The sequence below is a fragment of the Desulfurispora sp. genome, assembly GCF_052744395.1.
Window position 1 is genome coordinate 41190 of record NZ_JBRAJI010000009.1, and the last position, 24701, is coordinate 65890.

Below are 24701 nucleotides of genomic sequence, written 5' to 3' on the forward strand. Positions count from 1 at the left end.
ACCATGATCGAAGCATACCTGGGAATAGATGTAGGATCAGTCAGCACCAATATAGTATTGATTAACAGACAGCGCGAGGTAATTGCCGACCTGTACCTGCGCACGCGCGGTCGTCCCATTGAAACCCTGCAGCAAGGCCTGGCCCACCTCAACCAGGAATACGGCCGGCAGGTTAAAGTGCTGGCAGCGGGCACCACTGGCAGCGGCCGCTATCTGGCCGGCGTAATGGTGGGGGCTGACGTGATCAAGAACGAGATTACTGCCCATGCCGTGGCCGCCGCCCAGATCGTGCCCGATGTGCAGACCGTGCTGGAAATTGGCGGACAGGACTCCAAGATCATCATCATCCGCAACGGCGTAGTCACCGATTTCGCCATGAATACCGTTTGTGCCGCCGGGACAGGATCATTCCTGGACCAGCAGGCCGCCCGCCTGGGCATACCCATTACCGACTTCGGTGATATAGCCGTCTCATCGTCCAACCCGGTACGCATTGCCGGCCGCTGCACAGTTTTTGCCGAGTCCGATATGATTCACAAGCAGCAGATGGGCTTCCCCATTGCCGACATTATCAACGGTCTGTGCGAAGCCCTGGTGCGCAACTACCTGAACAATGTGGGCAAGGGCAAGGAAATCCTGCCCCCCGTGGTCTTCCAGGGTGGGGTAGCCGCCAACAAGGGCATCAAAGCAGCCTTTGAAAGGGCCCTGGGCCTGCCCGTAATTATTCCTCCCTATTTCAATGTGATGGGAGCCATCGGAGCCGCCTACCTGGCCCAGGAGGAGAGCGTCCGCCGGGACGGTACCAGTTTCAAGGGCTTCCACGTAGCCGAGCTGCCCTATAAAACCGGCAGTTTTGAGTGCACCGGTTGCCCCAACAGCTGTGAGATTGTGGAGATCCTGGAGGAAGGCAAAGTGATTGGCCGCTGGGGCTCCCGTTGCCAGCGCTGGGACAATATCTAGAAGGTGAAAATATGTCTTCCGATTACACCTATCTGGCCCTGTTCGTCAACTACACCATCCTGCTCTTCATGCTGGGCAGCGGCGTTTGGGTAGCCTGGGACGCCTACCGCTCGGGCCGCCCGGCCAGCGAAGTCATTGCCTGGGGGCTCTTCGCCCTGTTTTTTGTTGGGCTGGGTTTAATTGTATACCTGTACTGGCGCAAGAAGATGCCGCCCACCGGGTAGGCATCTTTTGTTTGCACCAATTTAGAATGTGTTTACACTCATATACAGGAGAATGGGGAATTGACTACCCCGTGGACAGCCGCTCGTGTCACCTTCAGCGGGTGCCGTACCGCACACCTGCTCTTTACCGCTTTTCATTCATCCCGACTGCCGTACCGGCCATCCTCCTTTGCTCCTTACCCCCCCTGTTAAAGTTAGGCATACTTATTGCATTATCCTATATACTGTCTGACTATTATAAATTTTATAAATGTTGTCTATTGACCAACTTTTATAAACAGCAGGGAGTGATCACCTACCCATGCCGCGAAAAGAAAAAGGTTGTATACAAGTCTATACTGGCAATGGCAAAGGCAAAACCACTGCCGCTCTGGGGCTGGGGCTGCGGGCTACCGGACATGGCCACCGGGTGCTGATGATCCAGTTCATGAAGGGCTGGGAGACTTACGGCGAACTCACCGCAGTCAAAAATCTGCCGGGATTTGAAATAATCCAGGCCGGACTGCCCAACTTCGTCTGCAAAGAAGGTCCCAAGGAGGAAGACAAAATCCAGGCCCGGCGCGGCCTGGAAAAGGCCCGCCAGGCCATCCTGCAGGGCGAGTACGACCTGGTCATCCTGGACGAGATCAATGTCGCCCTGGACTATGAACTGGTACCGCTGGAAGAAGTGCTGGAGTTGCTCCGGAATAAGCCCGCCCACCTGGAACTGGTGCTCACCGGTCGTTACGCCCCGCCAGAAATCATTCAAGCGGCCGATCTGGTAACCGAAATGACCCTGCACAAACATCCGTACTACCAGGGCGTACCGGCCCGGGAGGGCATAGAGTATTAGGGGGTGACAGTAGATGCAACAGCTAGCGGCCAAAGTACTGCAGGGTGACCGGCGCAGCGTGGCCCGGGTGATCACCCTGGTGGAAAACGAGGACCCTGCCCGGCAGGAAATCCTGCGCGATCTATTCCCATACACCGGACAGGCCTTTGTTATCGGCATTACCGGCTCTCCGGGGGCCGGCAAAAGCTCGCTGGTGGATGAGCTGACCAAAAGTATCCGTCAAGAAAACCTGACCGTGGGCATCATTGCCGTGGATCCCAGCAGCCCTTTTTCGGGCGGTGCTTTGCTGGGGGATCGCATCCGGATGCAGGAGCACGCTCTGGATCGGGGCGTGTTCATCCGCAGCATGGGCACGCGGGGTAACCTGGGCGGACTGGCCCGGGCCACCAAGGACGTGGTCAAGGTACTGGACGCCTATGGATGCCAGGTGATTATTATCGAAACCGTGGGGGTGGGACAGTCCGAGCTGGATATTATGAATTACGCCGACAGCACGGTAGTTGTGCTCACGCCGGGCGCCGGCGATCACATCCAGACCATCAAAGCGGGGATCATGGAAATAGCCGACATCTTTGTGATCAACAAATGCGACCTGGGCGGTGCCGAAAAAATCAAAATTGACATTGAAGGCATGCTGGATTTAAGCCCCCTGCTTAACGGCTGGCGGCCCCCGGTAGTATTAACCTCTACTCTGCAGGGTACCGGCATCGACCAGTTGTGGCAGGAACTGCAGCGGCACCGGCGGGAATGCCAGATCAGCGATAAATGGCGCCAAAAGCAGCACCAGAGAATGCAGCAGGAGCTGGTGGACATCGTGCAGCAGAGCCTGCACCAGAAGATTATCGCCACCGTACAGGAAAACAGCCCGGCTGCCCCACTGCTGGAGCAGGTCTTCAGCCGGCAGCTGGATCCCTACACAGCTGCGGACCTGCTACTGCGAAATATCTTGCATTAAATGATGGCGCCGGGCTCACACCGGCCACGAATACCGCAAAAACGCTTTAAGACCCCTGAAGATATAGAAAGGAGAGCCTAGGAGATGTGTGATAAGAACGCGGAAATCAAACAGGCCTACGACAGCTGGCGGGAAAAAAGGAACCAGATGAAAGACCGCGACTTCAAGTTTGAAACCGTGTCCTCCATGCCGGTGCAGGATCTGTACACCCCCCTGGACCTGCCCAACTTCGACTACCAGCGGGACCTGGGCCTGCCCGGCGAGTACCCCTACACCCGGGGCGTACAGCGCAATATGTACCGGGGACGCCTCTGGACCATGCGCCAGTTCGCCGGCTTTGCTACCGCCAAAGAATCCAACCAGCGCTATAAGTACCTGCTGGCCAACGGCCAGACCGGCCTGAGCGTGGCCTTCGACATGCCCACCATCATGGGCTACGACAGCGACCACCCCCGCGCTTTTGGTGAAGTAGGCCGGGTGGGCGTGGCCATTGACTCGCTGCAGGATATGGAAATCTTGTTTGACGGCATCCCTCTGGACAAAATCAGCACATCCATGACCATCAACGCTCCGGCCGCCATTCTCTGGTGCATGTACATCGCCACAGCGGAAAAGCAGGGCGTACCTTCTGAGAAACTCACGGGCACCATCCAGAACGACATATTGAAAGAATACATTGCCCAAAAATCCTGGATCTTCCCGCCCGAGCCCTCCATGCGCCTGATCACCAATATTTTTGAGTATGGCAGCAAATATGTTCCCAAATGGAATACCATCAGCATCAGCGGATACCACATCCGGGAAGCCGGAGCCACCGCCGTACAGGAGCTGGCCTTCACTCTGGCCGATGGGTTCGCCTATGTAGAAGCGGGCATTGCAGCGGGACTGAACGTGGATGACTTCGCCCCCCGCCTGTCCTTTTTCTTCAATGCCCACATCGATTTCTTTGAGGAAATCGCCAAGTACCGTGCCGCCCGCCGCATCTGGGCCCGCCGCATGCGGGAAAAATACGGGGCCAAAGATCCCCGCTCCTGGTTGCTGCGCTTTCATACCCAGACCGCGGGCTGCAGCCTGACTGCCCAGCAACCAGAAAACAATATTGTGCGCACTGCCTACGAAGCACTTGCCGCTGTACTGGGCGGCACCCAGTCGCTGCACACCAACTCCATGGACGAAGTGCTGGCCCTGCCCACGGAAAAAGCTGTCCAAATCGCCCTGCGCACCCAGCAGATCCTGGCCTACGAAACCGGCGTACCCAATGTCATCGATCCCTTGGCCGGCTCCTACTATGTGGAAGCCCTGACCAACAAGATGGAAGAAGAAGCAGAAAAATATTTTGCTGAAATCGAAAGAAGGGGCGGCGTACTCAAGGCCATCGACCAGAACTTCTTCCAGCAAGAAATCGCCGACGCCGCCTACCAGTTCCAACGGGCGGTAGACAAAAAGCAACGCATTGTGGTGGGCGTGAACGAATTCGCCAATCCGGACGAAAAGCTGGAAATTGAAATCCTGAAGATTGACCCGCAGATAGAAAAAGAGCAGGTCGCCCGCCTGCAGAAGCTGCGCCGCGAACGCGACAACATCAAGGTACAGGAAACTCTGGAAGCTTTGCGCCGCGCCGCCGAGGGCCCGGAAAACCTCATCCCCTACATTCTGGAATGCGTGCGCTCTTACGCCACCGAGGGCGAAATCATCCAGGTACTGAAGGAAGTCTTCGGCGAGTATAAGGAAAAACCCATTTTCTAACAGCACACCCGATCCGCGGTGATATGCTTGAACAATCATTTATCTATTATCTGTCTCTATTATCTATCCAACTGCAGCAAGCCCGATTGATGAGGAGGAATGTTACATGCAGAGGAAAATAAGAGTTCTGGTAGCTAAACCCGGCCTGGACGGTCACGACCGGGGCGCCCGAGTGGTGGCCCGGGGCCTGCGCGATGCCGGCATGGAAGTGGTTTATACGGGACTGCACCAGACTCCCGAACAAATCGTGGAGGCGGCCATCCAGGAAGACGTAGACGTAGTTGGACTGAGCATTCTCTCGGGAGCCCACATGACCCTGGTACCCCGGGTCAAGGAACTGCTCAAAGAAAATGGCGCCGAGGACATCGTTGTGATGGCCGGCGGCACCATCCCCGAAGATGATATTAAAGCTCTCAAGGAAGGTGGCTACGCCCAGGAGATCTTCACCCCGGGCACTACCATCGAAGAAATAGTCGAATGGATCCAGTCGGTGGTGAAAACAGCTTAACCCTGGTTTAATTAACACACCGCCGGCGGCTCTACTGGTGCCGGCGCCCCGTATAGCTGGCCACCAGAGCCAGCACTAGGCCCAGCAATGAGAGCACTCCGAAAACACTGCTCCAGGGAGGCGCGTTTTGCCAGCCCAGCCCCCGGGCCACAAAGATAAAGGTGCTGGCCATAATGGCCGAAGAAACAATAATTAAGAGCAATGCTGCCAGCATATTTCTCCCCTCTCTCCCATCGACGCAAGAAGAACTCCCGGCAAGTAGGACAAAAAGCAGCAGGCACTAAACCTGCTGCTTTTTCCTTTCTGCTTACTTTTCCGCTTCGGCAGCCGCTTTGGCCTTTTTGATCACATCTTCCGCCAGGCGGGCGGGAACTTCTTCATAGCTATAGAATTCCATCTTGAAGGAGCCGCGGCCCTGGGTCATGGACTTGAGGTCAATGGCATAGCGGTACATTTCGGCCAGGGGCACGTGCGCCCGTACCTTGGTGTTCTTGCCGGCGGGATCCATACCCAGAATGCGGCCGCGTTTGGTGTTGAAATCGCTGATAATGTCGCCCATAAAGCTCTCGGGTACGGTCACTTCCACTTCCATGATGGGCTCCAGCAGCACCGGCTTGGCCTGTAGCGCCCCCTTCTTGAAAGCCTGGGCGGCAGCAATCTTGAAAGCAATTTCCGAGGAGTCTACCGGGTGATAGGAGCCGTCATACAGCACAGCCTTCACGCCGGTAACCGGATAGCCGGCCAGCACACCTTCGGCCATGGCTTCCCGAATACCCTTTTCCACCGCCGGGAAGTAGTTGCGGGGTACGGCACCGCCGAAAATTTCCTCGGTAAATTCGAATTCCTTGTCCGGCAGAGGCTCCAGGCGCAACCAGACATGGCCGTACTGCCCGTGACCGCCGGTCTGCTTCTTGTGTTTGCCTTCCACCTGTACCTGAGTACGAATGGTCTCGCGGTAAGGCACTTTCGGGGTATCGGTAAGCACATCCACACCGTAGCGGCGCTTGAGGCGCTCCATGATAATGTCCAGGTGCATTTCGCCCATCCCGATGAGCAAGGTTTCCTTGGTTTCCACACTCTTGCGCAGGCGTATCGCCGGATCTTCCTCCAGTATCTTGCTGATGGCATTGCCCAGTTTATCCTCGTCACCCTTACTCTTGGGGGTGATGGCCACCATAAAGGTGGGTTCGGGGAATTGAATGCCTTCCAGCTCTACCACCTTGTCTTTTTCGCACAGGGTATCCCCGGTACCGGTATCCTGCAGTTTAACCAGCACACCGATATCGCCGGCCGGCAGGGTCGGGGTTTGGGTAGAGGTCTTACCCCGTACATAAAGGATCTGACCGATCTTCTCCATTTTATCCTTGCGGGCATTGTAGACATTGCTGTCGCTCTTCAGCGTGCCCGAATAAACCCGCACAAAGTTCATCTTGCCCACATAGGGGTCGGCCAGGGTCTTGAATACCAGAGCGGCCAGCGGCTTACCCTCCTCCACTACCGGAGCCGGGAAGTTTTCCACCAAAAAGTCCATCAGGCTGCTAACAGCCATGTTTTTTGTGGCCGAACCACACAAGATGGGTACCACTTTGGCCGACTGCACGCCCTTGGCTAAACCCAGCTTGACTTCATCCAGGCTGAGCTCTTCCCCTTCCAGGTACTTCATCATCAGCTCGTCATCGGCTTCCACAGCGGCTTCCACCAGCTTTTCCCTGTACTCGGCCACCGTATCGGCCAGGTCGGAGGGAATATCGACGGGTACCGCCTTACCGTTCTCGAAACGATAGGCTTTTTGCTCTACAATATCAACTACGCCCTGGAAGTCCAGTGCCTGGCCAATGGGTAGCTGAATGGGAGCGAAATTGGCGGCAAAGCTCTCCTTCAGTTCATCCAGTACTTTAAAGAAGTTGGCATTTTCTCGATCCATCTTGTTGATGAATACCAGGCGGGGCAGACTGGCGTGATCGGCAATATCCCAAATGATGTCGGTCTGCACTTCCACACCGTCAACGGCCGAAACCACGAAGACGGCACCATCGACCACCCGCAGGGCACCTCTGACCTCACTGATGAAGTCGGCATAGCCGGGTGTATCTAAAACATTTAATTTGCAATTTTTCCACTCACAGGGTACCAGGCTGGTATGGATGGTCATCTGCCGGGATGCTTCTTCCGGATGATAGTCGGCCGTGGTAGTGCCGTCTTCTACGCGGCCCAGCCGGCTCAGTACACCGGTGTTAAAGAGCATAGCTTCCACCAGGGATGTTTTACCCGCGCCGCCATGGGCTACCACAGCGATGTTGCGAATTTGGGCACTGGGATAATTTTTCAAAACTGCTGGCCTCCTTTTTGTTGATGTGTGGTATAGCGCTGCTTTAGTGCCTATACTTAATGCGCCGGCTGATCCCCGCCGGGCTCCGGCGCCGGTCTGCGCTACAAATACTGGCGCCACAGATGCCTGAATTGCACCCGTTTGTTATTCTACATAGTTTTAACTTTTTCCTCTTTTTAGATTAACAAAATTAGCAGCATCATTTTTTCCCGTCGGGCCTCATACAAATGACGCAAAGGAGTGATTGCATGTCCGTCCGAGAGTCGTTTGTATATGGCGCGGCCGTATTGCTATCCGCCAGTATTTTTAACCGAATTATTGGCTTCATATACCAGATCTGGATGGTCAGATTAATAAAGCCCGAAGGCATCGGGCTTTTCAACATGGTCTTCCCCGTCTACATCATGCTACAGGTGCTGGCCAGCCTGGGCATACCGGTAGCGTTGGCCAAATATGTAGCGGAAGAAAAAGCCCGGGGCAACCGGGCAGCAGTGCAGCGCCTCCTGCACCAGTCCCTAACCGTTGTGGTTACAGCCAACCTGGCGGTTTACCTGCTCTTCCTCTCACTGCTGCCCTGGCTGCGCAGTCGCATCTTGCCCAATCCGGACGCCTATCTGTGCCTGCTGGCCCTGCTGCCGGGTGTCTTTATTGTCTCCCTTTGCTCGGTCTTTCGGGGCTACTTCCAGGGCCTTTCCCGCATGGAACCCACCGCCCTCACCCAAATGGCCGAACAGGTTGTGCGAGTGTGCACCGGCCTGGCTGCCGCCTACCTGTTGCTGCCCCGGGGCGTAGTCTACGCCGCCCTGGGGCTTGCTGCCGGTGTGGTCTGCGGGGAACTGTGCGGGCTGGGGCTAATGATCTACATATATCTGAGCGGGCGACCCGGACGTCCCAGTAATATACCAACTCCACCTGCCGGTTTTTGGCACGGTGCCCGCCGCCTGCTAGACCTGGGTATCCCGGTGACACTGTCCCGGGTGGTGGCAACGGCCATCCTGTCGGTAGAAGCCCTGCTCATCCCCTCCTGCTTGCAAAAGAGCGGCCTGAGCACCGACGCGGCCACAGCGGTCTACGGCCAACTGGTAGGTATAGCTGAAGCGCTGATCTTTACGCCCGGCGTGATCACCATTGCCCTGGCCACCGCCCTGCTGCCCGCCATCAGCGAGGCCGCCGCCACCGGCCAGTGGCCCGTCTTGAGCCAGCGAGCCGGTGAAGCCGTGCGCCTGACCATAGTGTTCGGCACCCCTGCGGCCGTCTTTTTTTTACTGCTGCCCCGCGAACTGTGCGGAGTCCTCTTCGGTTACCCGGATGCCGGTGCTGCCCTGCAAATCCTGGCCCTCTGCGGACCCTTCCTCTACCTGCAGCAAACCTTTACCGGCATGCTCCAGGGCCTGGGCCGGGCCGACTTGCCCTTCCGCAACCTGCTGCTGGCATCGGCAGGCAAGTTGGCCGGCATCGCCCTGCTCACACCGGCCCTGCAGATCCGGGGTGCAGCCGCCGCCATTAGCGGAGCGCTGATCTTAAACAGTTTGCTCAACTACCTGGCTTTGAAAAAGCTATTGCACTGGCCCACCCCTCTGCTGCGCCAGGGGCAAAAACCCCTTCTGGCCGGCCTGGCCGCCGCCGCGGCTATTTACCTGGTAAAAAGCCTATTCTGGCCACTACTCACCGCTCACCCGGCCTTATATCTTTCCGCCGCCCTCCTGGCCGGCAGTTTGGTCTACCTGCTGGTGCTACTGCTCATCGGTGGTATCACCCCGGGTGAACTGTCCCGGTATGCCAGTCTATTGCGCCGGCGGTAAGACATAATTCAAACAGCATTCCACATTAAAATAAAAAAAGCAGGAAGCCCAACGCTCCCTGCTCTAAAATGCATTCATACTATACCAAACAGTACTCTTATTATAAAGATCGGTCAATTCTTCTTCTGGTAAACTATCTCCTAAATGCTAAATGGGCAAAAACAGATCCATCAACATGTAAACCAGCGCGGCCAGAACAATGGTTACGGGCAACGTGATCAGCCAGGCCGTAATTATTTTTTGAGCAGTCCCCCACTTAACCGCATGGAAGCGTTTAGCCGCTCCCACTCCCATGACGGAAGAGGATATCACGTGAGTGGTGCTGACCGGCAGTTTCAGGAGCGTGGCCAGCAGAATGACCGAAGCCGAAGTGAAGTCGGCGGCAAAACCGTTGGACGGTTCGATTTTTATAATACGCGAACCCACCGTCTTGATGATTTTCCAGCCGCCAAAAGATGTGCCCATAGCCATGGCCAGGGCAGCGCTTATCTTGACCCAGGACTGAATCTCCATCTCCTGCTGGAAACCGCCGGCGATCAGAGCAAAGGTTATGATACCCATAGACTTCTGAGCATCATTGGTGCCATGGCTGAAGGCCTGCCAGGCAGCTGTAAATATTTGCAGAACACGAAAGCGCCGGTTGAGCTTCACCGGGTGTGCATGATAAAAAATTATCTTAATCAAGCTCATGATCACATAGCCGGTAACAAATGCCAAAATAGGGGAGAAAATTAAAGCTTCCAGGATGTTCACAAATCCCTTGAAGTTGACTGCGGCAAAGCCGGCTGATGCCAGCACGGCCCCTACCAGCGAACCAATCAGGGCATGGGAAGAACTGCTGGGGATACCATAATACCAGGTAATCAGGTTCCAGGCGATGGCTGCTATCAGAGCCGCCGTTACAATGTAAAGCCCGTCTTCCAGGGCAAAGGGGTTGGCAATCTTGCCTCCGATAGTCTTGGCTACACCGGTAAAGGCCAGGGCCCCGGCCAGGTTCATGGTGGACGCCAGCACAATGGCTATGCGCGGTTTGAGGGCGCGGGTGGAAATGGAAGTGGCAATGGCGTTGGCCGTATCATGAAACCCGTTGATAAAGTCAAAGGCCAGAGCCAGCAATACAACCAGCGCAGTTAATAAAAAGTTTGTTTCAATCATATACCATCCTCGTCGATATCTTAATTAAGAATTGCGCATGATGATGCCTTCCAGTATATCGGCAACATCTTCACAGAAATCCGAAAACGACTCCATCATGGTGTAAATCTCTTTTTTCTTCAAAATTTCAATAGCATCTTTGTTGTCAGCAAACAATTTTTCCAGAGCATCGCGTAAAATGGCATCGGCAGCGTTTTCCAGATCATTAATTTTATGGGTGTGTCTGGTCATCTCCTGCAATTTGTTCTGCGTCAATTTTTCTACAGCCTGAATGAGTTCCTGGGTACAAATCTGAATATTGCGGGCAAAAAGCTTCATATAATCATCGGGCTCGGTAATCCGGTAAAGGAACAAGTGCGAGGAGCACACTTCCAGACAGTCCAGCACATCATCCAGTTGCAGGGTCAGGCCCAGAATATCCTCTCTTTCCAGCGGGGTGACAAAGGCCTTGTTCAGCTCGGCAATCACTTCATGGGTATACTGATCGCCCATGTTTTCCACTGTTTTGATCTGCAGCGAATAGTCCTCGCAATTACACAGATCATCGATTTGCCTAATAAAAACATCGGTGGCCAGTCCGATGTTCCTGGCTATCAGATTAAAGTACTCATAAAAAACATTGGGCTTTTTACGCAGCAACTTAACAATATTAACCATCTTTACCCCCAAAGAAATATATTTTGATATCATTAAAGTTTTATTAAGCCGGCTTTATGTAATTCTTTTTCTTTCCCTAAATACCTGTTAAGAGGCAAATAATTTCCCGTTAATTATCTGTTAAGAGGGAGCCATGCATTATTTTTTCCAGATACAGAAATACTAATATTGCCAAAATACGCCGCAAGGAGGAAATGTACCATGCACAACCCCAATTACATCAATCCGGCCAGTCAAACCAGCCCGCCCGACCCCCAGCTGTACCAGACCCAGCAGTTGATGGCCCAGCCTCCCAACATTATCAGCACCAAAGACCATCTATACTTAAAAGATGCTCTTTCCTGGACGCTCACCGCCAGCAAGAAATGCCACTTTTATGCCCAAAACTGTACCGATCCAGAAATTCGCCATATCTTCATGCAGTTGGGTCAAATTCACCAGAGGCAGTACCAGGCCCTGCTGAACCACACTCACCCTCAGCACAACGCCCAGCATATAACCAGGCCAACCTATTAACAAGCAGGAGGTATTGAGCAAATGCAGCAAAACCAGAATTTAATTGCCAACCCCCCCGCCGGCAATGCTGGCCGGATCAAAGGCCCCCAGTTCAATGACCGCGATCTGCTGAATGATGCGCTGGCCACGGAAAAGCTGCTTACAGACAATTTCAATGTTATGGCCAGAGAAGCCTCCCACCAGTCCCTGCATCGCGATGTCACAACCATGTTGATGGAGACCCACCAGTGTGCCAGGGAGCTGTTCAACTTAATGTTCCGCAAAGGCTGGTATAAACTGGAGCCGGAAGACGCCCAGAAACTGCAGCAAACCTATCAGCAGTTCTCAGATTACCAGACCCAGTTTGCCTATCCGGAACAAATGATGCAGTAACCCGCCCCGGGAAAGCCCGGGGTATTTTTATGTGTTTATTTCTATTTACACAATGATGTTAACAGTAGTTAATAAACAATCTGCTTCCTGTCCATCATTATTTGAATTTACTGATTATTTATATTATTAGATTTGTTGGCATTTTTTTTGTAATAAGTCACTATCAAACCTGACTGGCCAGACCGGCCAAAGGAGTGAGATAGAATTTGGAAGAGAAAAGCCTGGCTCAACTAAACAGCGAGCTCTCCGAAAAAGAAACTTTAATCAGAAGAGGTGGCGCACCCAAATACCATGAAAGCAACGCCCGCAAAGGAAAATTGTTTGCCCGGGAACGCATTGCCCTGCTGGTAGATCCCGACTCTTTCGTTGAGGACGGCCTGTGGGCCAACAATCTGGCGGGTGATTTACCCGCCGACGGCGTAGTCACCGGCATGGGCCGCATCCACGGGCGACCGGTCTGTATCATGGCCAATGATTCCACCGTCAAGGCGGGTTCCTGGGGCTGGCGCACTGTAGAGAAAATCATTCGCATACAGGAAACAGCCATCGACATGCAGGTACCCATGCTTTACCTGGTGGACTCGGCCGGAGCGCGGATTACCGACCAGATCGAAATGTTTCCCGGACGGCGGGGCGCCGGACGTATTTTTTACAATGAAGTAAAAATGTCCGGCATGATCCCTCAAATTTGCCTGTTATTTGGCCCGTCGGCAGCCGGAGGTGCCTATATTCCAGCTTTCTGCGACGTGGTCTTCATGGTGGACGGCAATGCCAGCATGTACCTGGGCTCACCCCGCATGGCTGAAATGGTCATATACGAAAAAGTAACCCTGGAAGAAATGGGAGGCGCCCGCATGCACTGCACAATCAGCGGCTGCGGCGACCTGCTGGTCAGCACCGAACAGGAGGCCATTGAAGCCTGCCGGGCATATCTGGCTTATTTTCCCCAGAACTATACAGAAAAGCCTCCTTCCTACCAGGCACTACCACCGGCCCCCGGTCGTCCCATTGAAGAGATCGTTCCCACCCGGGAAAGTGTCGCCTTTGACATGTATGAATTTATTCATGCGCTCATTGACGCAGGCAGCTGGTTTGAAATCAAGCGGCTTTTCGCTCCCGAGCTGATCACGGGTCTGGCCCGCCTGGGAGGCCAGGTAGTAGGTATTCTGGCCAACCAGCCCAAAGTCAAGGGAGGCGTGCTGTTTGTTGACTCGGCAGATAAGGGTGCCCGCTTCATGGACCTGTGCGATGCATTCAATATTCCCCTGCTTTTTTTGATGGACGTTCCCGGCTTCATGGTGGGGTCAGCGGTAGAAAGGCAGGGAATTATTCGGCACGGGGCCAAGATGATCTCAACCATGGCCCAGGCTACAGTCCCCAAAATATCGGTAGTGGTACGCAAAGCCTACGGAGCCGGACTTTATGCCATGTGCGGCCCGGCCTTTGAACCGGACTGCTGCCTGGCTCTCCCCACCGCCATGATCGCTGTGATGGGACCGGAAGCAGCCGTCAATGCCGTTTATGAGAACAAGATCAAAGCGCTATCGCCCGAAGAACGCGAAGCCTTTGTCATTCAGAAGAGAGCGGAATACTGTCAGGACATTGATATTTACCGCCTGGCTTCCGAGCTGGTTGTGGACCAGGTTATCAGCACCCACCGCCTGCGCGATGAGCTGATTAAACGTTTTGCGCTGTACAGCAGCAAAAAACAGGAATTCTCCCGCCGCAAACATCCGGTCTATCCAGTTTGAAAACCGCTCGAAGTACTGCATCTATCACCCCGGGGGCAAGCCAGGTTTGCTGGAGGTATATTGAATGTTTTATGAAACCTTGCTGGTAGAAAAAAAAGAGCATATCGGGATCATCAGCTTCAACCGGCCCGGCGTAATGAACGCCTTAAACACGCAAATGGCCCGGGAGCTACTTCAGGTTTTAAGTGATTTTGAGCAAGATGAAGAGATATTTGCTGCTGTGCTGACGGCAACGGGCGAGAAAGCCTTTTGTGCCGGTGCCGACTTAAAAGAGCGCCAGCATATGAGCAAAGAAGAAATGGTGCGCCAAAGAGCGCTTTTTGTCAAGACTTTTACAGCAGTTATCGATTTCTGCAAGCCGCTGGTGGCAGCTGTTAACGGCTTTGCTCTGGGGGGGGGCACCGAATTTGCCCTGGGCTGCGATTTTATCATTGCCGCCGAAAACGCTTCTTTTGGCTTACCCGAAGTAGGCCTGGCCATCATACCCGGGGGCGGCGGAACACAGCTCCTGCCCCGCATCATCGGCCGGGCCAGGGCCAAGGAATTGATTTTCACCGGTCGGCGCATCTCGGCCCGGCAGGCGCTGGAGCTGGGCCTGGTCAATTATGTGGTGCCGGCCGACCAGTTGATGGAGAAAACCATGCAGATCATGCAAGAAATATCCCGCAACGGCCCCATTGCCCTGCGCCAGGCCAAACTGGCCATCAACCTGGGCAGTGACATTGAACTGCACAGTGCTCTGTCCCTGGAAGCCGAGTGTTACAACGTGTGTTTAAAAACAGAAGACCGCGATGAAGGGCTGCGCGCATTTAACGAAAAAAGACGCCCTGTGTACAAGGGGCGATAAAGGAGGTTGCTAAATGGGCATCCTGAAATATCCAGACAAAGTCGTACTCGGCGAAATCACGGTACGGGACGGATTTCAGCATGAGGAAATCCTGATTCCCACTGCGGCCAAGCTGTGGGTGCTGGAAGAACTGATTCTGGCTGGCTTCAGGCGGCTGGAAGTGACCAACTTCGGCAATCCCAAAGCCATGCCCCAGTTTGCCGACGCCGACGAACTTTTCCAGGCCATCCGAAGCAGTAAAAAAGTGCAGCATTTGCTGCCTGAAGTAGAGCTTACAGCGGTTACCATCAGTGAACGCGCCGTTGACCGGGCTATTCAGGCGAAAAAAGAGGGCCACGGCCCGGACCGTATCTTACAGATGATTTCCACTTCCGAGCCCCACCAGCTAAAAAACTCCGGCATGACCCACCGGGAATACTGGGCCATGACCGAGCGCTGCATTCAGAAAGCGCACGATGCTGGCATAAAATTTTGCGGTACAGTGAGTACAATCTGGGGATGTCCCATTGCGGGCCCCACGGAATTAAAGACAGCGGTAGAGTTTACCCGGAGATACCTGTCCATTGGCGCGGACGATATTGAACATGCCGACCACGACGGCTCGGCCCCGCCCAACAAGGTATACGAGTACTTCAGCATGATCCTGGACGCGCTGCCTGATCCGGCACTGCATGTAGCGCATTTCCACGTCACCCGGGGCTGGGGACTGGCCAATGTTCTGGCAGCGCTGCAGGCCGGTATAACACATTTTGAAAGCACCATGGGAGGAATCGGCGGCCAGCCGGCGAACTTTGTGGGTGGCAGCCCGGTACCGGGAACCGGCTCATACTACTACCAGGATCCCAACATTGTGGGCCTGGTTTGCACCGAGGACATGGTGGTAATGATGGACGAAATGGGCATTGACACCGGCGTTAACGTTGACCGGGTGCTGGAGATTGGCCGCATGGTGGAAAAAATATGCGGCCGGCGCCTGCGCAGTGAATGCATCAGAACCGGGCGCATCCCCAAAGGAAAGACCGGATTCTAAAAGGAGGTCCGGACATATTGCAGTGGCCTGATAGCATCCGCCTGCGGGAAGTAGGGCCGCGAGACGGCTGGCAAAGCATCCGGCAAGTGATCCCTGCAGCATACAAAGCGCACTTCATCCTCCAGCTTGGCCGGTGCGGTTTGCGCGAAATGGAGATCACTTCCTTTGTCAGCCCGCGCGCTGTACCCCAGCACGCGGATGCTGAACTTTTGTGTAATATCCTGCAGTGCACCGACCGTAAGCAGCATACACCTGTGTACAGTGCCCTGGTAATAAACAGCATCGGAGTAAAAAGAGCCGCTTCCAGCGGAATGACCAACCTAGCGGCAGTGATTTCTGCCACCCAAAGCCACAGCCTGGACAACAGCGGCTTAACCATTGAAAATGCATTGCAGGAACTGTCTGCAATACACCACCTGGCTACCCAACATGGTATCACCCTGCGGGTAGCCATTGCCACTGCTTTTGGCTACCCCGGGAAAGAAGACGTTGATCAGCAGCATCTGCAGAACATTGTTGAGCACATCCGCAACCTGGGCATCGGTGAAATTATACTGGCCGATACCGCGGGGCTGGCCCATCCCCGTCAGGTTTATCAAACCGTGCAGTCCCTGAAAATAATGTTCCCGGGTATTACCTGGGGGCTGCACCTGCACGATGCCCACGGCCTGGGTCTGGTCAATGTGCTGGCCGGAATTATGGCCGGTGTCACTGTTATTGAAACGTCTCTGGGAGGCCTGGGTGGCTGCCCGTTCCTGCCCGGAGCCCGGGGCAATGTAGCCACCGAAAAAGTGGTTTTTATGCTGCAGAAAATGGGCATCCATACCGGGGTCTCCTTGAAATGCCTGGAAAAATTGTCCGAACAAGCCCCTCATTTACAAATTACTTGAGCGAAAGGAGCAAAACCAGCATGTCAAATCAACTGGAATATTTTAGTCGTGAGCAATTGTACAGTTTTATCGTTGACCTGGCCAAACGCTGGCTGGCCCATGACGGATTGTGGTTTCAGGCAGTAGAACAGGCTCATGGCATGGAAGAGGCAATCAAAGCTGACATTGCCGCCTGGAGGAAATTCACAGTCATTGAAGCCCAGCGGATTATGGATATCTTAAAGATATCTCCCGGACAGGGTATTCCGGCCCTGAAAAAAGCTCTGATGCTGCGCCTGTACGCATTTATTAACAAACAAGAGATCCTTGACGTTGACGAAAACACGATCATCTTTCGCATGAATGATTGCCGGGTGCAGTCCGCCCGCAAACGGAAGGGGTTACCCGATTTCCCCTGTAAGCAAGTGGGGTTGGTAGAATATGAATACTTTGCCCGCACCATCGACCCGCGCTTGAAAACCTGCTGCATTGCCTGCCCGCCGGATGAACATCCCTCGGAATTTTACTGCGCCTGGGAATTCAAACTGGAGGAGTAACCCGGGTAAGGTATATAAAATGTAAAATTCCCACCTCTAAACCATGTTAGAGAGTGGGAATTTTTTTGCTGTTCATTTCTGTCCTCACCTTTATGTATGTTAGATTTGCAAGCCTTGCTCTTGTCTATCGTTACCAGCGCTGCGAGCGAGCAATCACGAAAAACAGACCCAGCATCAGCAGATTGTACGGAATCATAGAAAACCATCTCAGCATATTCTTCAACCTCCATTTTCTATCATTGCAGGTATTTAGATTGTGCTAATTGAATAATACCCAGGACTGCACTGCCAGTCATTTGGCGCTACCAGCGCTGCGAGCGGGCAATCACGAAAAACAGACCCAGCATCAGCAGATTGTACGGAATCATGGAAAACCATCTCAGCATCCCGAATACCCTCCTTTCATAAATTCATTATTTTGAATTTTATTAATTATTCTATAAAAGGCCTCTACAACAGAAGGGTCAAACTGAGTTCCTGCATTTTCGCGTAATATTTGCATCGCTTTAGTACTGTCCATAGCTTTGCGATATGGCCTGTCCGTGGTCATGGCATCGTAACTGTCAGCTACCGCCATTATCCTTGCCCCCAGAGGGATTTCCGAACAGCGCAAACCCAGCGGATAACCTCGACCATCAACTCGCTCATGATGCATAAGCACAAACATAGCCCCTTTTTTATACATGTCCAGATTCTTTAAAATTTCGTAGCCACTTTTGCTGTGCTGTTTCATCACGTTGTATTCTTCATCGGTTAGCACATCCGGTTTGAGCAACACATTATCGCGTACCGATATCTTTCCCAAATCATGTACCATACCCGCCGTATAAATCTGCTCCACTTCTTCGGGCGGCAAATTCATTTCTTCGGCAATCATCCGGGCGTACTCAGCCACTCTTCTGGAATGCTGGGCTGTGTACACATCACGCAAATCGATTATCTCGGAAATAACCTCCAATGTTTGACGCGTTTCCCGACTGAGCTGGAAATAGCTCTTGTAACTTAAGTGAGCAGTAGCCAAGGGTGGTATCAGCAGAAGCATACCCCAGGGCTGCACGCTGTACAAAATAACCATCAGCATACTTATTGGCGCCAAGGTAGTAAAGTATAGTACCTTCATGCCGATATCACAAAATATGACATAGGTCAATGGTTTTTGTAAACTTAGAGAGACAATTACTGAAACAAGCGAAACATTTACCGTCACATATGTAAAACTGGCCAGTATCAGCGCGGGCAAATCATCGGGAAGCAAAAATATTTCGGCAGATTTTTTGAAATAATAAAACACCTCGCCCGTCAAAAAAATGGTGATAGCGTATTGACAGGCGTTAAACAGGAGCTTTTGCCATCCCCTCCTACCCCAGGCATCAGTAACCACATTGGCAATCAAGGAAACAATTATGGCAAACTCAAAGCCATATATTATGACCATTGCCAGATTAATGGAGAACGACAGTGTAATCTGATCCTTGGTATTTAGCAAAACCGGATTCATCTCAATGGGTATGGCAAAAGCCACCCACAACAACAATACAGCAAGGTGATCCAGGTTAAAGTTAGTAACAGCCTCATAAATTACCAAAGAGCCAGCAACCACGACCAGATAGAAATAAAAATCAAATAACCGTCTAGCCAATGCCTGATGCGGCATTGTGCTTACCCCCAAGATGTGATATAATTATGTTTTATGCCTTTCCAAGGCCTATTATAACTCTACTCAACCAATAAATCAAGTAATATTTTGCCAGTAACGAGAAAATTTTTTGTTTTATTAAGTCAATATTTTTGCTATAATGCCAATATATGCTTTGTATTATGAATACAAGATCCGCACGCAAGGAGATGTTCAGCTCATGCCAATCTCACTTAATGTGACCATACGTCTCAGGCTGCAGAACAAACCAGGGACACTGGCCCGGGTTTTGACCACCATTGCCGAATCGGGCGGCAGCCTTGGTTCAATTGATCTGCTTTCCGCTTCCCAGGATCACGTTATCAGAGAACTCATGGTCCGGGTTCCCGACAAGCAAAGCCTGAAAAATATTGCGGCCAGGCTGGACAGCCTGGCCGGTGTGGACGTTATATATATTGCCGACCGGATTTTGCTCAAGCACCTGGGTGGAAAGCTGGAGGTAACCGCCAAAAGAAACATTGAAACGCGCGAAGACCTTTCACTGGTGTACACCCCCGGAGTAGCCAAAGTTGCCCAGTCCATTTACCAGAATCCCGATCTGGCCTACCGTTTTACAATTAAAGGCAACAGCGTAGCTATTGTTACCGACGGCTCGGCGGTTCTGGGCCTGGGTAACCTGGGCCCGACTGCAGCGCTACCGGTGATGGAGGGAAAGTCCCTGCTGTTCAAGCGGTTTGGCAACATTGATGCTTTCCCCATTTGCCTGAATACACAGGATCCGGAACAGATCATCAATACCGTAGTGGCACTTTCACCGGTATTTGGCGGCATCAACCTGGAAGATATAGCTGCGCCCAGGTGCTTTATCATTGAAGAAGCCCTGCGGGAAAAGCTGGACATTCCCGTATTTCATGACGACCAGCATGGTACCGCTATTGTCACGCTGGCCGGTCTGCTCAACGCTCTCAAGGTGGTGGGTAAAAAACTGTCCGAGTGCAAGATTGTGATCAGCGGTGCGGGTGCTGCCGGAATGGCCATCACCCGAATTTTGCTCAAGGCCGGCGCTGACAATATTGTGGTTTGTGACCGCCAGGGGGCCATCAGTTCCCGGCGCACCTACCATGACCGGTACAAAAGCTGGCTGGCGGAAAATACAAACCCTCAGGAGATCAGCGGCAACCTCGCAGAGGCTATTAAAGATGCAGATATTTTCATTGGCGTATCCGGGCCAGGCCTCCTGATCAGAGAGGATATCCTAAACATGAATGAGAAACCGGTAGTGTTTGCTCTGGCCAATCCGGAGCCAGAAATCGCCCCGGAAGAAATCTTCGACATTGCCGGCGTAGTGGCCACAGGGCGTTCTGACTATCCCAATCAGATCAACAATGTACTGGCCTTTCCGGGAATTTTCCGCGGTGCTCTGGACTGCTATGCCCGCTGCATTAATGATGACATGAACCTGGCCGCAGCGGAAGCCCTGGCCAACATCATCACACCGGAGCAGTTAAATGCGGAAAATATTATCCCTTCAGTGTTCAGCCCCAAAGTAGTAAAAGTAGTGGCCCAGGCGGTAGCCAGGGCCGCCAAAAGCACCGGCGTAGCCCGTAAACACACTGGTGATATAGATAATTATAATTTAATCTAGTCGCCAACTGGCATAAAAAAACCGGAGCTGCTACCAGCAAGCTCCGGTTTTTTATTCAAAATAGCAGCACCGGCCTATTTCTCTTGATGAGGTGTTCTAGAAGCTAGAAAATCCAGTAATACCAATAAATGAAATGGAGCGGGTGATGGGAATCGAACCCACGTACCCGGCTTGGAAGGCCGGTGCTCTACCATTGAGCTACACCCGCTTGTCAACAAGACTGTATTGTATTGCAGCAATTAGTATTATAATGCGGCACAAACAGTCTGTCAAGAGATGAGTAGATCTACACGCCCCGTTCCTCCAGCAGGAGTCCGGCAATAATCTCCCGGGCCAGAGACAGAGCCTGAGCCCGGTGGCTGATGCTGTTTTTTATCTCCAAAGGCAACTGCGCAAAGGTTTTCCCGTACTGAGGCACAATAAACAGAGGGTCGTAACCGAATCCCCCGTCACCGGCAGCAGCAAAGCCAATGACTCCCTCGCATTTTCCTTCACTGTAGTACATTTGCCCGTCGGGAGTGGCAACAGCAATCACGCAGACAAACCGGGCTGTTCTTTTTTTCATGGGTACGCCGGCAAGCAATTTGAGCAGCTTGCGGTTGTTTTCATCGTCTGAAGCACCGCTTCCGGCAAAACGCGCCGAATATACCCCCGGTGCGCCACCCAGATAATCTACTTCCAGACCGCTGTCATCAGCCAGGGCGGGCAGGCCGGTATATTGCATAACTTCTCGCGCTTTACCGGCAGCATTTTCCTGAAAAGTCGCCCCTTCTTCCTTCAGTTCCGGAATCTGCTCAAAATCGGCAAGAGAAAGAATTTCTAAAGGGAGATCAGCCAGCAGCGCTCGAATTTCCCGGATCTTACCCTGGTTTCGGCTAGCAATAACCATGCGCATTTTCCGCTTAACCTCCCTGTGACTGAATCAATGAGGTAATCTCCCGGCCGAGGGTCTGCTGCTGGTAAGCAACCAGCTGTCCAATGCCGGCCTGGGCCAGATCCAGCATGCTGTCCAGTTCGGTCCGGCTGTAAAATGCTTCTTCACCGGTTCCCTGAACTTCCACAAACTGCCCCCGGCCAGTCATCACCACATTCATATCCACTTCTGCTGCCGCATCTTCTTCATAACACAAATCCAGCAGAGCCTGACCCTGAACCCGGCCCACACTTACCGCGGCCACAAAGTCCCGCACCGGCATTCTGGCTATCAGGCCCCGCTGCCATAATCCGTACAGAGCGTCCACCATAGCTACAAAAGCTCCGGTAATGGAAGCCGTGCGGGTACCCCCATCGGCCTGGATAACATCGCAATCCAGGATCAGCGTCCGCTCACCCAGCACTGCCAGGTCTACCACTGACCGTAGCGCTCTCCCGATCAGACGCTGGATCTCCATAGTCCGCCCACCCTGACGGCCTTTGGACGCCTCCCGGGCGGTGCGCTCCGCTGTAGCCCGGGGCAGCATGCCATATTCTGCCGTCAACCAGCCCCACTGCTCGGCAGTTTTACGAAAAGGGGGCAGCCTGTCTTCCACCGTGGCAGTGCAGATCACGCGCGTATACCCCATTTCAATCAATACCGAACCCTCGGCATAGCGATTAAACCCGCGCACTATGTTGAAAGGTCGCAACTGACGGTAATCCCGGCCATCCGGTCTTGTGTACACATCATTCCCTCCCGGATCACTGTTAATTTTACAGTACAAAATAAGTATCCCCTTCTGTGGCCAGATATACTTTGCCACCGTAAGTATCCTCTGCCTGCCGGCGCAGCTCCTCCAGGTCGTATTCCGGCCAGAAATGGGTCAGGATCAGTTCTTTCACCCGGGCCTGCCTGGCCAGTTCCCCCGCCTGCCCCGCCGTCATATGGCGGCCGGCCATTGCCTTCTCATCGCTGTTCAGCCCACTGGCCTCACATAAAAGTATATCCGCTTTTTCGGCAAATCGTACCAGTTCAGGAGTTGGACAGGTATCGCCGGTATACACCAAATACCCGGAACCCTCTACCCCCACCGCATAGGCCGGTAGATTATGCTGCACCGGCAGCAGGAAAAAGCGCACCGGTCCCACCTGACAGACATGCACCTGCACACCCGGGGGCACAATTTCCGTGGGTAAATCTTTAATAAAAACAGTGCGGAAAGCGTCCTGGCATCCGGCAAAATAACCGGCCACATCCGCCGGCTGATCAGGTAAATAAAGATTTACCGGACCCTGGCGGCGGCTGCCATCGCGCAAGGCACCGGCCACAGCATGGCGCAGACAGTGCAAATCAGCATAGTGATCGGGATGCAGGTGGGTAATAATTACCGAATGAACCGATCGGAAGTCAAATATCTGATGAAGACGGCTAAATGCACCGTGACCCAGATCCAGCACGGTATTGGCTGCCGCATCCTGAATCACATAACCCGAACAGGCTCCTCCCGGCGCCGGATAGGGCGCCCAGCATCCCAGTACCGTCACACGCATAAACACTTCCCCTTTCTAAGTCAACTTCTTGCTCCGTATATCACAACAGCTCAATCCACTGCAGCCCGCAGACAGCAGCCGATAGCCCCGGCAAAAGCCGCATGGGGAGGCACGATAACCGGCCGGCCAGTTTCCCGGCCAATGATTTCCACCAGGGCTCTGTTGCGGGAAACCCCTCCGGTAAACACAATCCTGTCACTGTCCAGCTGGCGGAGCAAGGGATAGGTTCTCTTAAAAATCGTATAATTCACCCCGGCGGCCAGCCGGGACATGGAATGGCCCTCCAGGATTCGACCAATCAATTCGCTCTCACCAAAAATGGCACAGGTAGCGGAAAGCTCAACGGGGTCTTCGCTGTGCCGGGCCAGTTCTTCCAGGCTGATCCCCAGCACAGTAGCCATGTTTTCCAGGTAGCGCCCCGTACTGGCAGCACATTTGTCATTGGTGAGAAAATCCACCAGCCTGCCCTCCCGCACCAGAGCCACCTTGCTGTCCTGCCCGCCCAAATCCAGCAGGGTAAAATTTTTTTCACCGCTCAGATAAACAGCACCCAAAACGTGAGCATTAATTTCCGGAATAGTAACCGCCCCGGCCACAGCCACGGTCTGCCTACCGTACCCGGTACAAACCAGCCGGTCGGGCAAACTGTCCAGACCAGGCAGCCCCTCCAGGTTCAATACCAGTCGCCCATCCTGCATCCTGCCCCGGCTGCGGTAAAACTCTATGGTGTCGTACTGAAAAAGTTCTAGCCTTTCTTCCGGCCGGTGGAGCAAAGCTATTTTGATATTGCGGCTGCCCAGATCAATTCCCCAGCTGACAGTCAACCTGTTACTTCCCCTTTCTTGCGTGCCGGAGCACTCAGTTGCGCAACATTTCTATAAATGCGTCCAGCCGCATTCTGGTACGGGCATCCAGCCTGTTGGGCCGATCCCCCTCCAGAGTGAGCACTGGCAGTGACAGGCGGGCCCTGACGATCATATCTTCTATCTGCCGGTAGCAAAAGCTCTGCGCGTAATGAATAACACCCCGCACACGGCGCAGCACCAGCTGTTCCTGAATATCCTCCAGCCGGAAAAATATACCGTAGGGATAAGTGTACAGGCGGTACTGCTCAATCAGGTCATCCGTCGAAAAAGGCATGCTGAACTGGCGCTGTGTTTCATTGAATACCACCCGCGCTCCCCGGCTTTCGACATAATCATATAGATCGTCCATGATAGGCGGCACCCCGATATAGGCCAGCCGCACCTCATCCGTACCGGCCAGCGGTTCAGCCGGCAGCTCGGAAATAAACCGCCGGGCACGAGCAGCATATTCCTGCGGGTTACCGTTAAAATCACTGCAAGTGACCAGAAATAGATGATTATCCTGACCACGCACCCGGTTCTCCCGCCAGGTCAGTTCGTCAATTTGGTGTGCCAGCCTCCTTACTTCCTGCAGTTCCTGCCAGGCTCGCCGCACTTGAGACCAGTCAACACCAAGCAGATCCATAAATTTTTGCAGCTGCAATTTCAGCAGATCGTAGTCCCGGTCAAAGGGATAGGCAAAAGGAATAATTTCCATACCCGTCAGCTGCCATGTCTCCATCAGCGCATGTGTATTGCTGCAGTCACCCTGGGTGACAGCCACCACTTTCTTGATCCCCAATTTCAAAGCAGCACTGTAAATCCCTTTAATCCAGGCGCAAACATTGCGGGGATAGCCGGCCAGCTCGGCTTCTTCCACCAGTTGCCCGGGAGACGCAGAGGTAATAAAGACATTGTTTAAATCTACTGGAACACAACCGGCGGCATAGATTATTTCTACCGGTACAGTTGTTGTAATACCTATTTTTTCCATAGTGG

The 24701-nt window shown here is 53.3% G+C and carries 25 protein-coding genes and 1 tRNA gene; 15 read left to right on the forward strand and 11 right to left on the reverse strand.

Translation table 11 applies throughout. From position 1 onward, the window contains the following. Positions 1 to 6: 6 nt before the first annotated feature. The 6 genes from ACUVTU_RS03865 to ACUVTU_RS03890 all read left to right on the forward strand — a co-directional run bounded on the left by ACUVTU_RS03865 (position 7) and on the right by ACUVTU_RS03890 (position 5225). A complete protein-coding gene (locus ACUVTU_RS03865) occupies positions 7 to 960 on the forward strand; it encodes an acyl-CoA dehydratase activase (RefSeq protein WP_445888682.1) in 954 nt (317 codons plus the stop codon). An 11-nt stretch (positions 961 to 971) separates the two neighbouring features. Beyond that, the gene (locus tag ACUVTU_RS03870; protein WP_445888651.1) at positions 972 to 1184 is read left to right on the forward strand and encodes a hypothetical protein; all 213 of its coding nucleotides are present in this window, start codon (positions 972 to 974) and stop codon (positions 1182 to 1184) included. Between the two features lie 301 nt (positions 1185 to 1485). Then, positions 1486 to 2016, forward strand: a complete 531-nt coding sequence (gene cobO / locus ACUVTU_RS03875; RefSeq protein ID WP_445888652.1) for a cob(I)yrinic acid a,c-diamide adenosyltransferase — start codon at positions 1486 to 1488, stop codon at positions 2014 to 2016. Positions 2017 to 2029: 13 nt separating this feature from the next. Beyond that, on the forward strand, positions 2030 to 2971 hold the full coding sequence (gene meaB, locus ACUVTU_RS03880; RefSeq protein WP_445888653.1) for a methylmalonyl Co-A mutase-associated GTPase MeaB: 942 nt from the start codon (positions 2030 to 2032) through the stop codon (positions 2969 to 2971). A gap of 147 nt (positions 2972 to 3118) precedes the next feature. Next, on the forward strand, positions 3119 to 4717 hold the full coding sequence (locus ACUVTU_RS03885) for an acyl-CoA mutase large subunit family protein (protein WP_445888683.1): 1599 nt from the start codon (positions 3119 to 3121) through the stop codon (positions 4715 to 4717). Between the two features lie 106 nt (positions 4718 to 4823). Further along, positions 4824 to 5225: a cobalamin B12-binding domain-containing protein gene (locus ACUVTU_RS03890; protein ID WP_445888654.1), complete on the forward strand. Its 402-nt coding sequence runs from the start codon at positions 4824 to 4826 to the stop codon at positions 5223 to 5225. A 31-nt stretch (positions 5226 to 5256) separates the two neighbouring features. On the opposite strand, the gene ACUVTU_RS03895 is transcribed toward ACUVTU_RS03890, so the two are convergent. Together ACUVTU_RS03895 and fusA are read right to left on the reverse strand one after the other, a co-directional pair. Continuing rightward, positions 5257 to 5439 (reverse strand): hypothetical protein, encoded by a 183-nt coding sequence (locus tag ACUVTU_RS03895; protein WP_445888655.1) that lies wholly within the window; start codon positions 5437 to 5439, stop codon positions 5257 to 5259. Between the two features lie 93 nt (positions 5440 to 5532). Then, positions 5533 to 7554, reverse strand: a complete 2022-nt coding sequence (gene fusA, locus ACUVTU_RS03900; RefSeq protein ID WP_445888656.1) for an elongation factor G — start codon at positions 7552 to 7554, stop codon at positions 5533 to 5535. A 248-nt stretch (positions 7555 to 7802) separates the two neighbouring features. Between fusA and ACUVTU_RS03905 the strand changes: the two genes are divergently transcribed. Then, positions 7803 to 9356 carry a putative polysaccharide biosynthesis protein gene (locus ACUVTU_RS03905; protein ID WP_445888657.1) on the forward strand — a complete coding sequence of 518 codons (1554 nt, stop codon included), beginning with the start codon at positions 7803 to 7805 and terminating at the stop codon, positions 9354 to 9356. 147 nt (positions 9357 to 9503) lie between these two features. Here ACUVTU_RS03905 and ACUVTU_RS03910 read toward each other — a convergent pair whose 3' ends face one another. Next, on the reverse strand, positions 9504 to 10511 hold the full coding sequence (locus ACUVTU_RS03910; RefSeq protein ID WP_445888658.1) for an anion permease: 1008 nt from the start codon (positions 10509 to 10511) through the stop codon (positions 9504 to 9506). Between the two features lie 24 nt (positions 10512 to 10535). Further along, positions 10536 to 11168: a DUF47 domain-containing protein gene (locus tag ACUVTU_RS03915; RefSeq protein ID WP_445888659.1), complete on the reverse strand. Its 633-nt coding sequence runs from the start codon at positions 11166 to 11168 to the stop codon at positions 10536 to 10538. A gap of 201 nt (positions 11169 to 11369) precedes the next feature. Between ACUVTU_RS03915 and ACUVTU_RS03920 the strand changes: the two genes are divergently transcribed. From ACUVTU_RS03920 to ACUVTU_RS03950, 7 genes are all read left to right on the forward strand, one after another. Beyond that, a complete protein-coding gene (locus tag ACUVTU_RS03920; protein ID WP_445888660.1) occupies positions 11370 to 11684 on the forward strand; it encodes a hypothetical protein in 315 nt (104 codons plus the stop codon). A 21-nt stretch (positions 11685 to 11705) separates the two neighbouring features. After that, complete coding sequence (locus ACUVTU_RS03925; protein WP_445888661.1) at positions 11706 to 12056, forward strand: spore coat protein; 351 nt, start codon at positions 11706 to 11708, stop codon at positions 12054 to 12056. Between the two features lie 206 nt (positions 12057 to 12262). Then, entirely contained in the window at positions 12263 to 13807 is a 1545-nt protein-coding gene (locus ACUVTU_RS03930; protein ID WP_445888662.1) for an acyl-CoA carboxylase subunit beta, read from the forward strand. A gap of 64 nt (positions 13808 to 13871) precedes the next feature. After that, positions 13872 to 14654 (forward strand): enoyl-CoA hydratase-related protein, encoded by a 783-nt coding sequence (locus ACUVTU_RS03935; protein WP_445888663.1) that lies wholly within the window; start codon positions 13872 to 13874, stop codon positions 14652 to 14654. A gap of 13 nt (positions 14655 to 14667) precedes the next feature. Continuing rightward, the gene (locus ACUVTU_RS03940; RefSeq protein ID WP_445888664.1) at positions 14668 to 15684 is read left to right on the forward strand and encodes a pyruvate carboxyltransferase; all 1017 of its coding nucleotides are present in this window, start codon (positions 14668 to 14670) and stop codon (positions 15682 to 15684) included. 17 nt (positions 15685 to 15701) lie between these two features. Next, positions 15702 to 16574, forward strand: a complete 873-nt coding sequence (locus ACUVTU_RS03945) for a hydroxymethylglutaryl-CoA lyase (RefSeq protein ID WP_445888665.1) — start codon at positions 15702 to 15704, stop codon at positions 16572 to 16574. Positions 16575 to 16594: 20 nt separating this feature from the next. Continuing rightward, positions 16595 to 17110 carry a DUF6125 family protein gene (locus tag ACUVTU_RS03950; RefSeq protein ID WP_445888666.1) on the forward strand — a complete coding sequence of 172 codons (516 nt, stop codon included), beginning with the start codon at positions 16595 to 16597 and terminating at the stop codon, positions 17108 to 17110. Between the two features lie 379 nt (positions 17111 to 17489). Here the strand turns inward: ACUVTU_RS03950 and ACUVTU_RS03955 are convergent, their stop codons facing one another. After that, positions 17490 to 18764 (reverse strand): HD-GYP domain-containing protein, encoded by a 1275-nt coding sequence (locus ACUVTU_RS03955; RefSeq protein WP_445888667.1) that lies wholly within the window; start codon positions 18762 to 18764, stop codon positions 17490 to 17492. A gap of 202 nt (positions 18765 to 18966) precedes the next feature. On the opposite strand from ACUVTU_RS03955, the gene ACUVTU_RS03960 reads away from it, so the two are divergent. Next, the gene (locus ACUVTU_RS03960; protein WP_445888668.1) at positions 18967 to 20391 is read left to right on the forward strand and encodes an NAD-dependent malic enzyme; all 1425 of its coding nucleotides are present in this window, start codon (positions 18967 to 18969) and stop codon (positions 20389 to 20391) included. Between the two features lie 134 nt (positions 20392 to 20525). On the opposite strand, the gene ACUVTU_RS03965 is transcribed toward ACUVTU_RS03960, so the two are convergent. From ACUVTU_RS03965 to ACUVTU_RS03990, 6 genes are all read right to left on the reverse strand, one after another. Continuing rightward, a tRNA-Gly gene (locus tag ACUVTU_RS03965) sits at positions 20526 to 20599 on the reverse strand. Positions 20600 to 20677: 78 nt separating this feature from the next. Then, positions 20678 to 21286 carry an XTP/dITP diphosphatase gene (locus tag ACUVTU_RS03970; RefSeq protein WP_445888669.1) on the reverse strand — a complete coding sequence of 203 codons (609 nt, stop codon included), beginning with the start codon at positions 21284 to 21286 and terminating at the stop codon, positions 20678 to 20680. Positions 21287 to 21293: 7 nt separating this feature from the next. Further along, on the reverse strand, positions 21294 to 22052 hold the full coding sequence (gene rph / locus ACUVTU_RS03975; RefSeq protein WP_445888670.1) for a ribonuclease PH: 759 nt from the start codon (positions 22050 to 22052) through the stop codon (positions 21294 to 21296). Positions 22053 to 22080: 28 nt separating this feature from the next. Next, positions 22081 to 22857, reverse strand: coding sequence for an MBL fold metallo-hydrolase (locus tag ACUVTU_RS03980; protein ID WP_445888671.1), 777 nt, complete (start codon positions 22855 to 22857; stop codon positions 22081 to 22083). A 50-nt stretch (positions 22858 to 22907) separates the two neighbouring features. Then, positions 22908 to 23681, reverse strand: a complete 774-nt coding sequence (locus tag ACUVTU_RS03985; protein WP_445888672.1) for an acyl-CoA dehydratase activase — start codon at positions 23679 to 23681, stop codon at positions 22908 to 22910. 34 nt (positions 23682 to 23715) lie between these two features. Continuing rightward, entirely contained in the window at positions 23716 to 24696 is a 981-nt protein-coding gene (locus tag ACUVTU_RS03990; protein WP_445888673.1) for a 2-hydroxyacyl-CoA dehydratase family protein, read from the reverse strand. Positions 24697 to 24701: the final 5 nt, after the last annotated feature.

Excerpts from the sequence above, each read along its gene's own strand:
- ACUVTU_RS03870 (WP_445888651.1), top strand. The coding sequence starts at position 972 with ATGTCTTCCGATTACACCTATCTGGCCCTGTTCGTCAACTACACCATC.
- cobO (WP_445888652.1), top strand. The coding sequence starts at position 1,486 with ATGCCGCGAAAAGAAAAAGGTTGTATACAAGTCTATACTGGCAATGGC.
- meaB (WP_445888653.1), top strand. The coding sequence starts at position 2,030 with ATGCAACAGCTAGCGGCCAAAGTACTGCAGGGTGACCGGCGCAGCGTG.
- ACUVTU_RS03885 (WP_445888683.1), top strand. The coding sequence starts at position 3,119 with ATGAAAGACCGCGACTTCAAGTTTGAAACCGTGTCCTCCATGCCGGTG.
- ACUVTU_RS03890 (WP_445888654.1), top strand. The coding sequence starts at position 4,824 with ATGCAGAGGAAAATAAGAGTTCTGGTAGCTAAACCCGGCCTGGACGGT.
- ACUVTU_RS03895 (WP_445888655.1), bottom strand. The coding sequence starts at position 5,439 with ATGCTGGCAGCATTGCTCTTAATTATTGTTTCTTCGGCCATTATGGCC.
- ACUVTU_RS03905 (WP_445888657.1), top strand. The coding sequence starts at position 7,803 with ATGTCCGTCCGAGAGTCGTTTGTATATGGCGCGGCCGTATTGCTATCC.
- ACUVTU_RS03910 (WP_445888658.1), bottom strand. The coding sequence starts at position 10,511 with ATGATTGAAACAAACTTTTTATTAACTGCGCTGGTTGTATTGCTGGCT.
- ACUVTU_RS03915 (WP_445888659.1), bottom strand. The coding sequence starts at position 11,168 with ATGGTTAATATTGTTAAGTTGCTGCGTAAAAAGCCCAATGTTTTTTAT.
- ACUVTU_RS03920 (WP_445888660.1), top strand. The coding sequence starts at position 11,370 with ATGCACAACCCCAATTACATCAATCCGGCCAGTCAAACCAGCCCGCCC.
- ACUVTU_RS03925 (WP_445888661.1), top strand. The coding sequence starts at position 11,706 with ATGCAGCAAAACCAGAATTTAATTGCCAACCCCCCCGCCGGCAATGCT.
- ACUVTU_RS03935 (WP_445888663.1), top strand. The coding sequence starts at position 13,872 with ATGTTTTATGAAACCTTGCTGGTAGAAAAAAAAGAGCATATCGGGATC.
- ACUVTU_RS03940 (WP_445888664.1), top strand. The coding sequence starts at position 14,668 with ATGGGCATCCTGAAATATCCAGACAAAGTCGTACTCGGCGAAATCACG.
- ACUVTU_RS03950 (WP_445888666.1), top strand. The coding sequence starts at position 16,595 with ATGTCAAATCAACTGGAATATTTTAGTCGTGAGCAATTGTACAGTTTT.
- ACUVTU_RS03955 (WP_445888667.1), bottom strand. The coding sequence starts at position 18,764 with ATGCCGCATCAGGCATTGGCTAGACGGTTATTTGATTTTTATTTCTAT.
- ACUVTU_RS03960 (WP_445888668.1), top strand. The coding sequence starts at position 18,967 with ATGCCAATCTCACTTAATGTGACCATACGTCTCAGGCTGCAGAACAAA.
- ACUVTU_RS03970 (WP_445888669.1), bottom strand. The coding sequence starts at position 21,286 with ATGCGCATGGTTATTGCTAGCCGAAACCAGGGTAAGATCCGGGAAATT.
- ACUVTU_RS03980 (WP_445888671.1), bottom strand. The coding sequence starts at position 22,857 with ATGCGTGTGACGGTACTGGGATGCTGGGCGCCCTATCCGGCGCCGGGA.
- ACUVTU_RS03990 (WP_445888673.1), bottom strand. The coding sequence starts at position 24,696 with ATGGAAAAAATAGGTATTACAACAACTGTACCGGTAGAAATAATCTAT.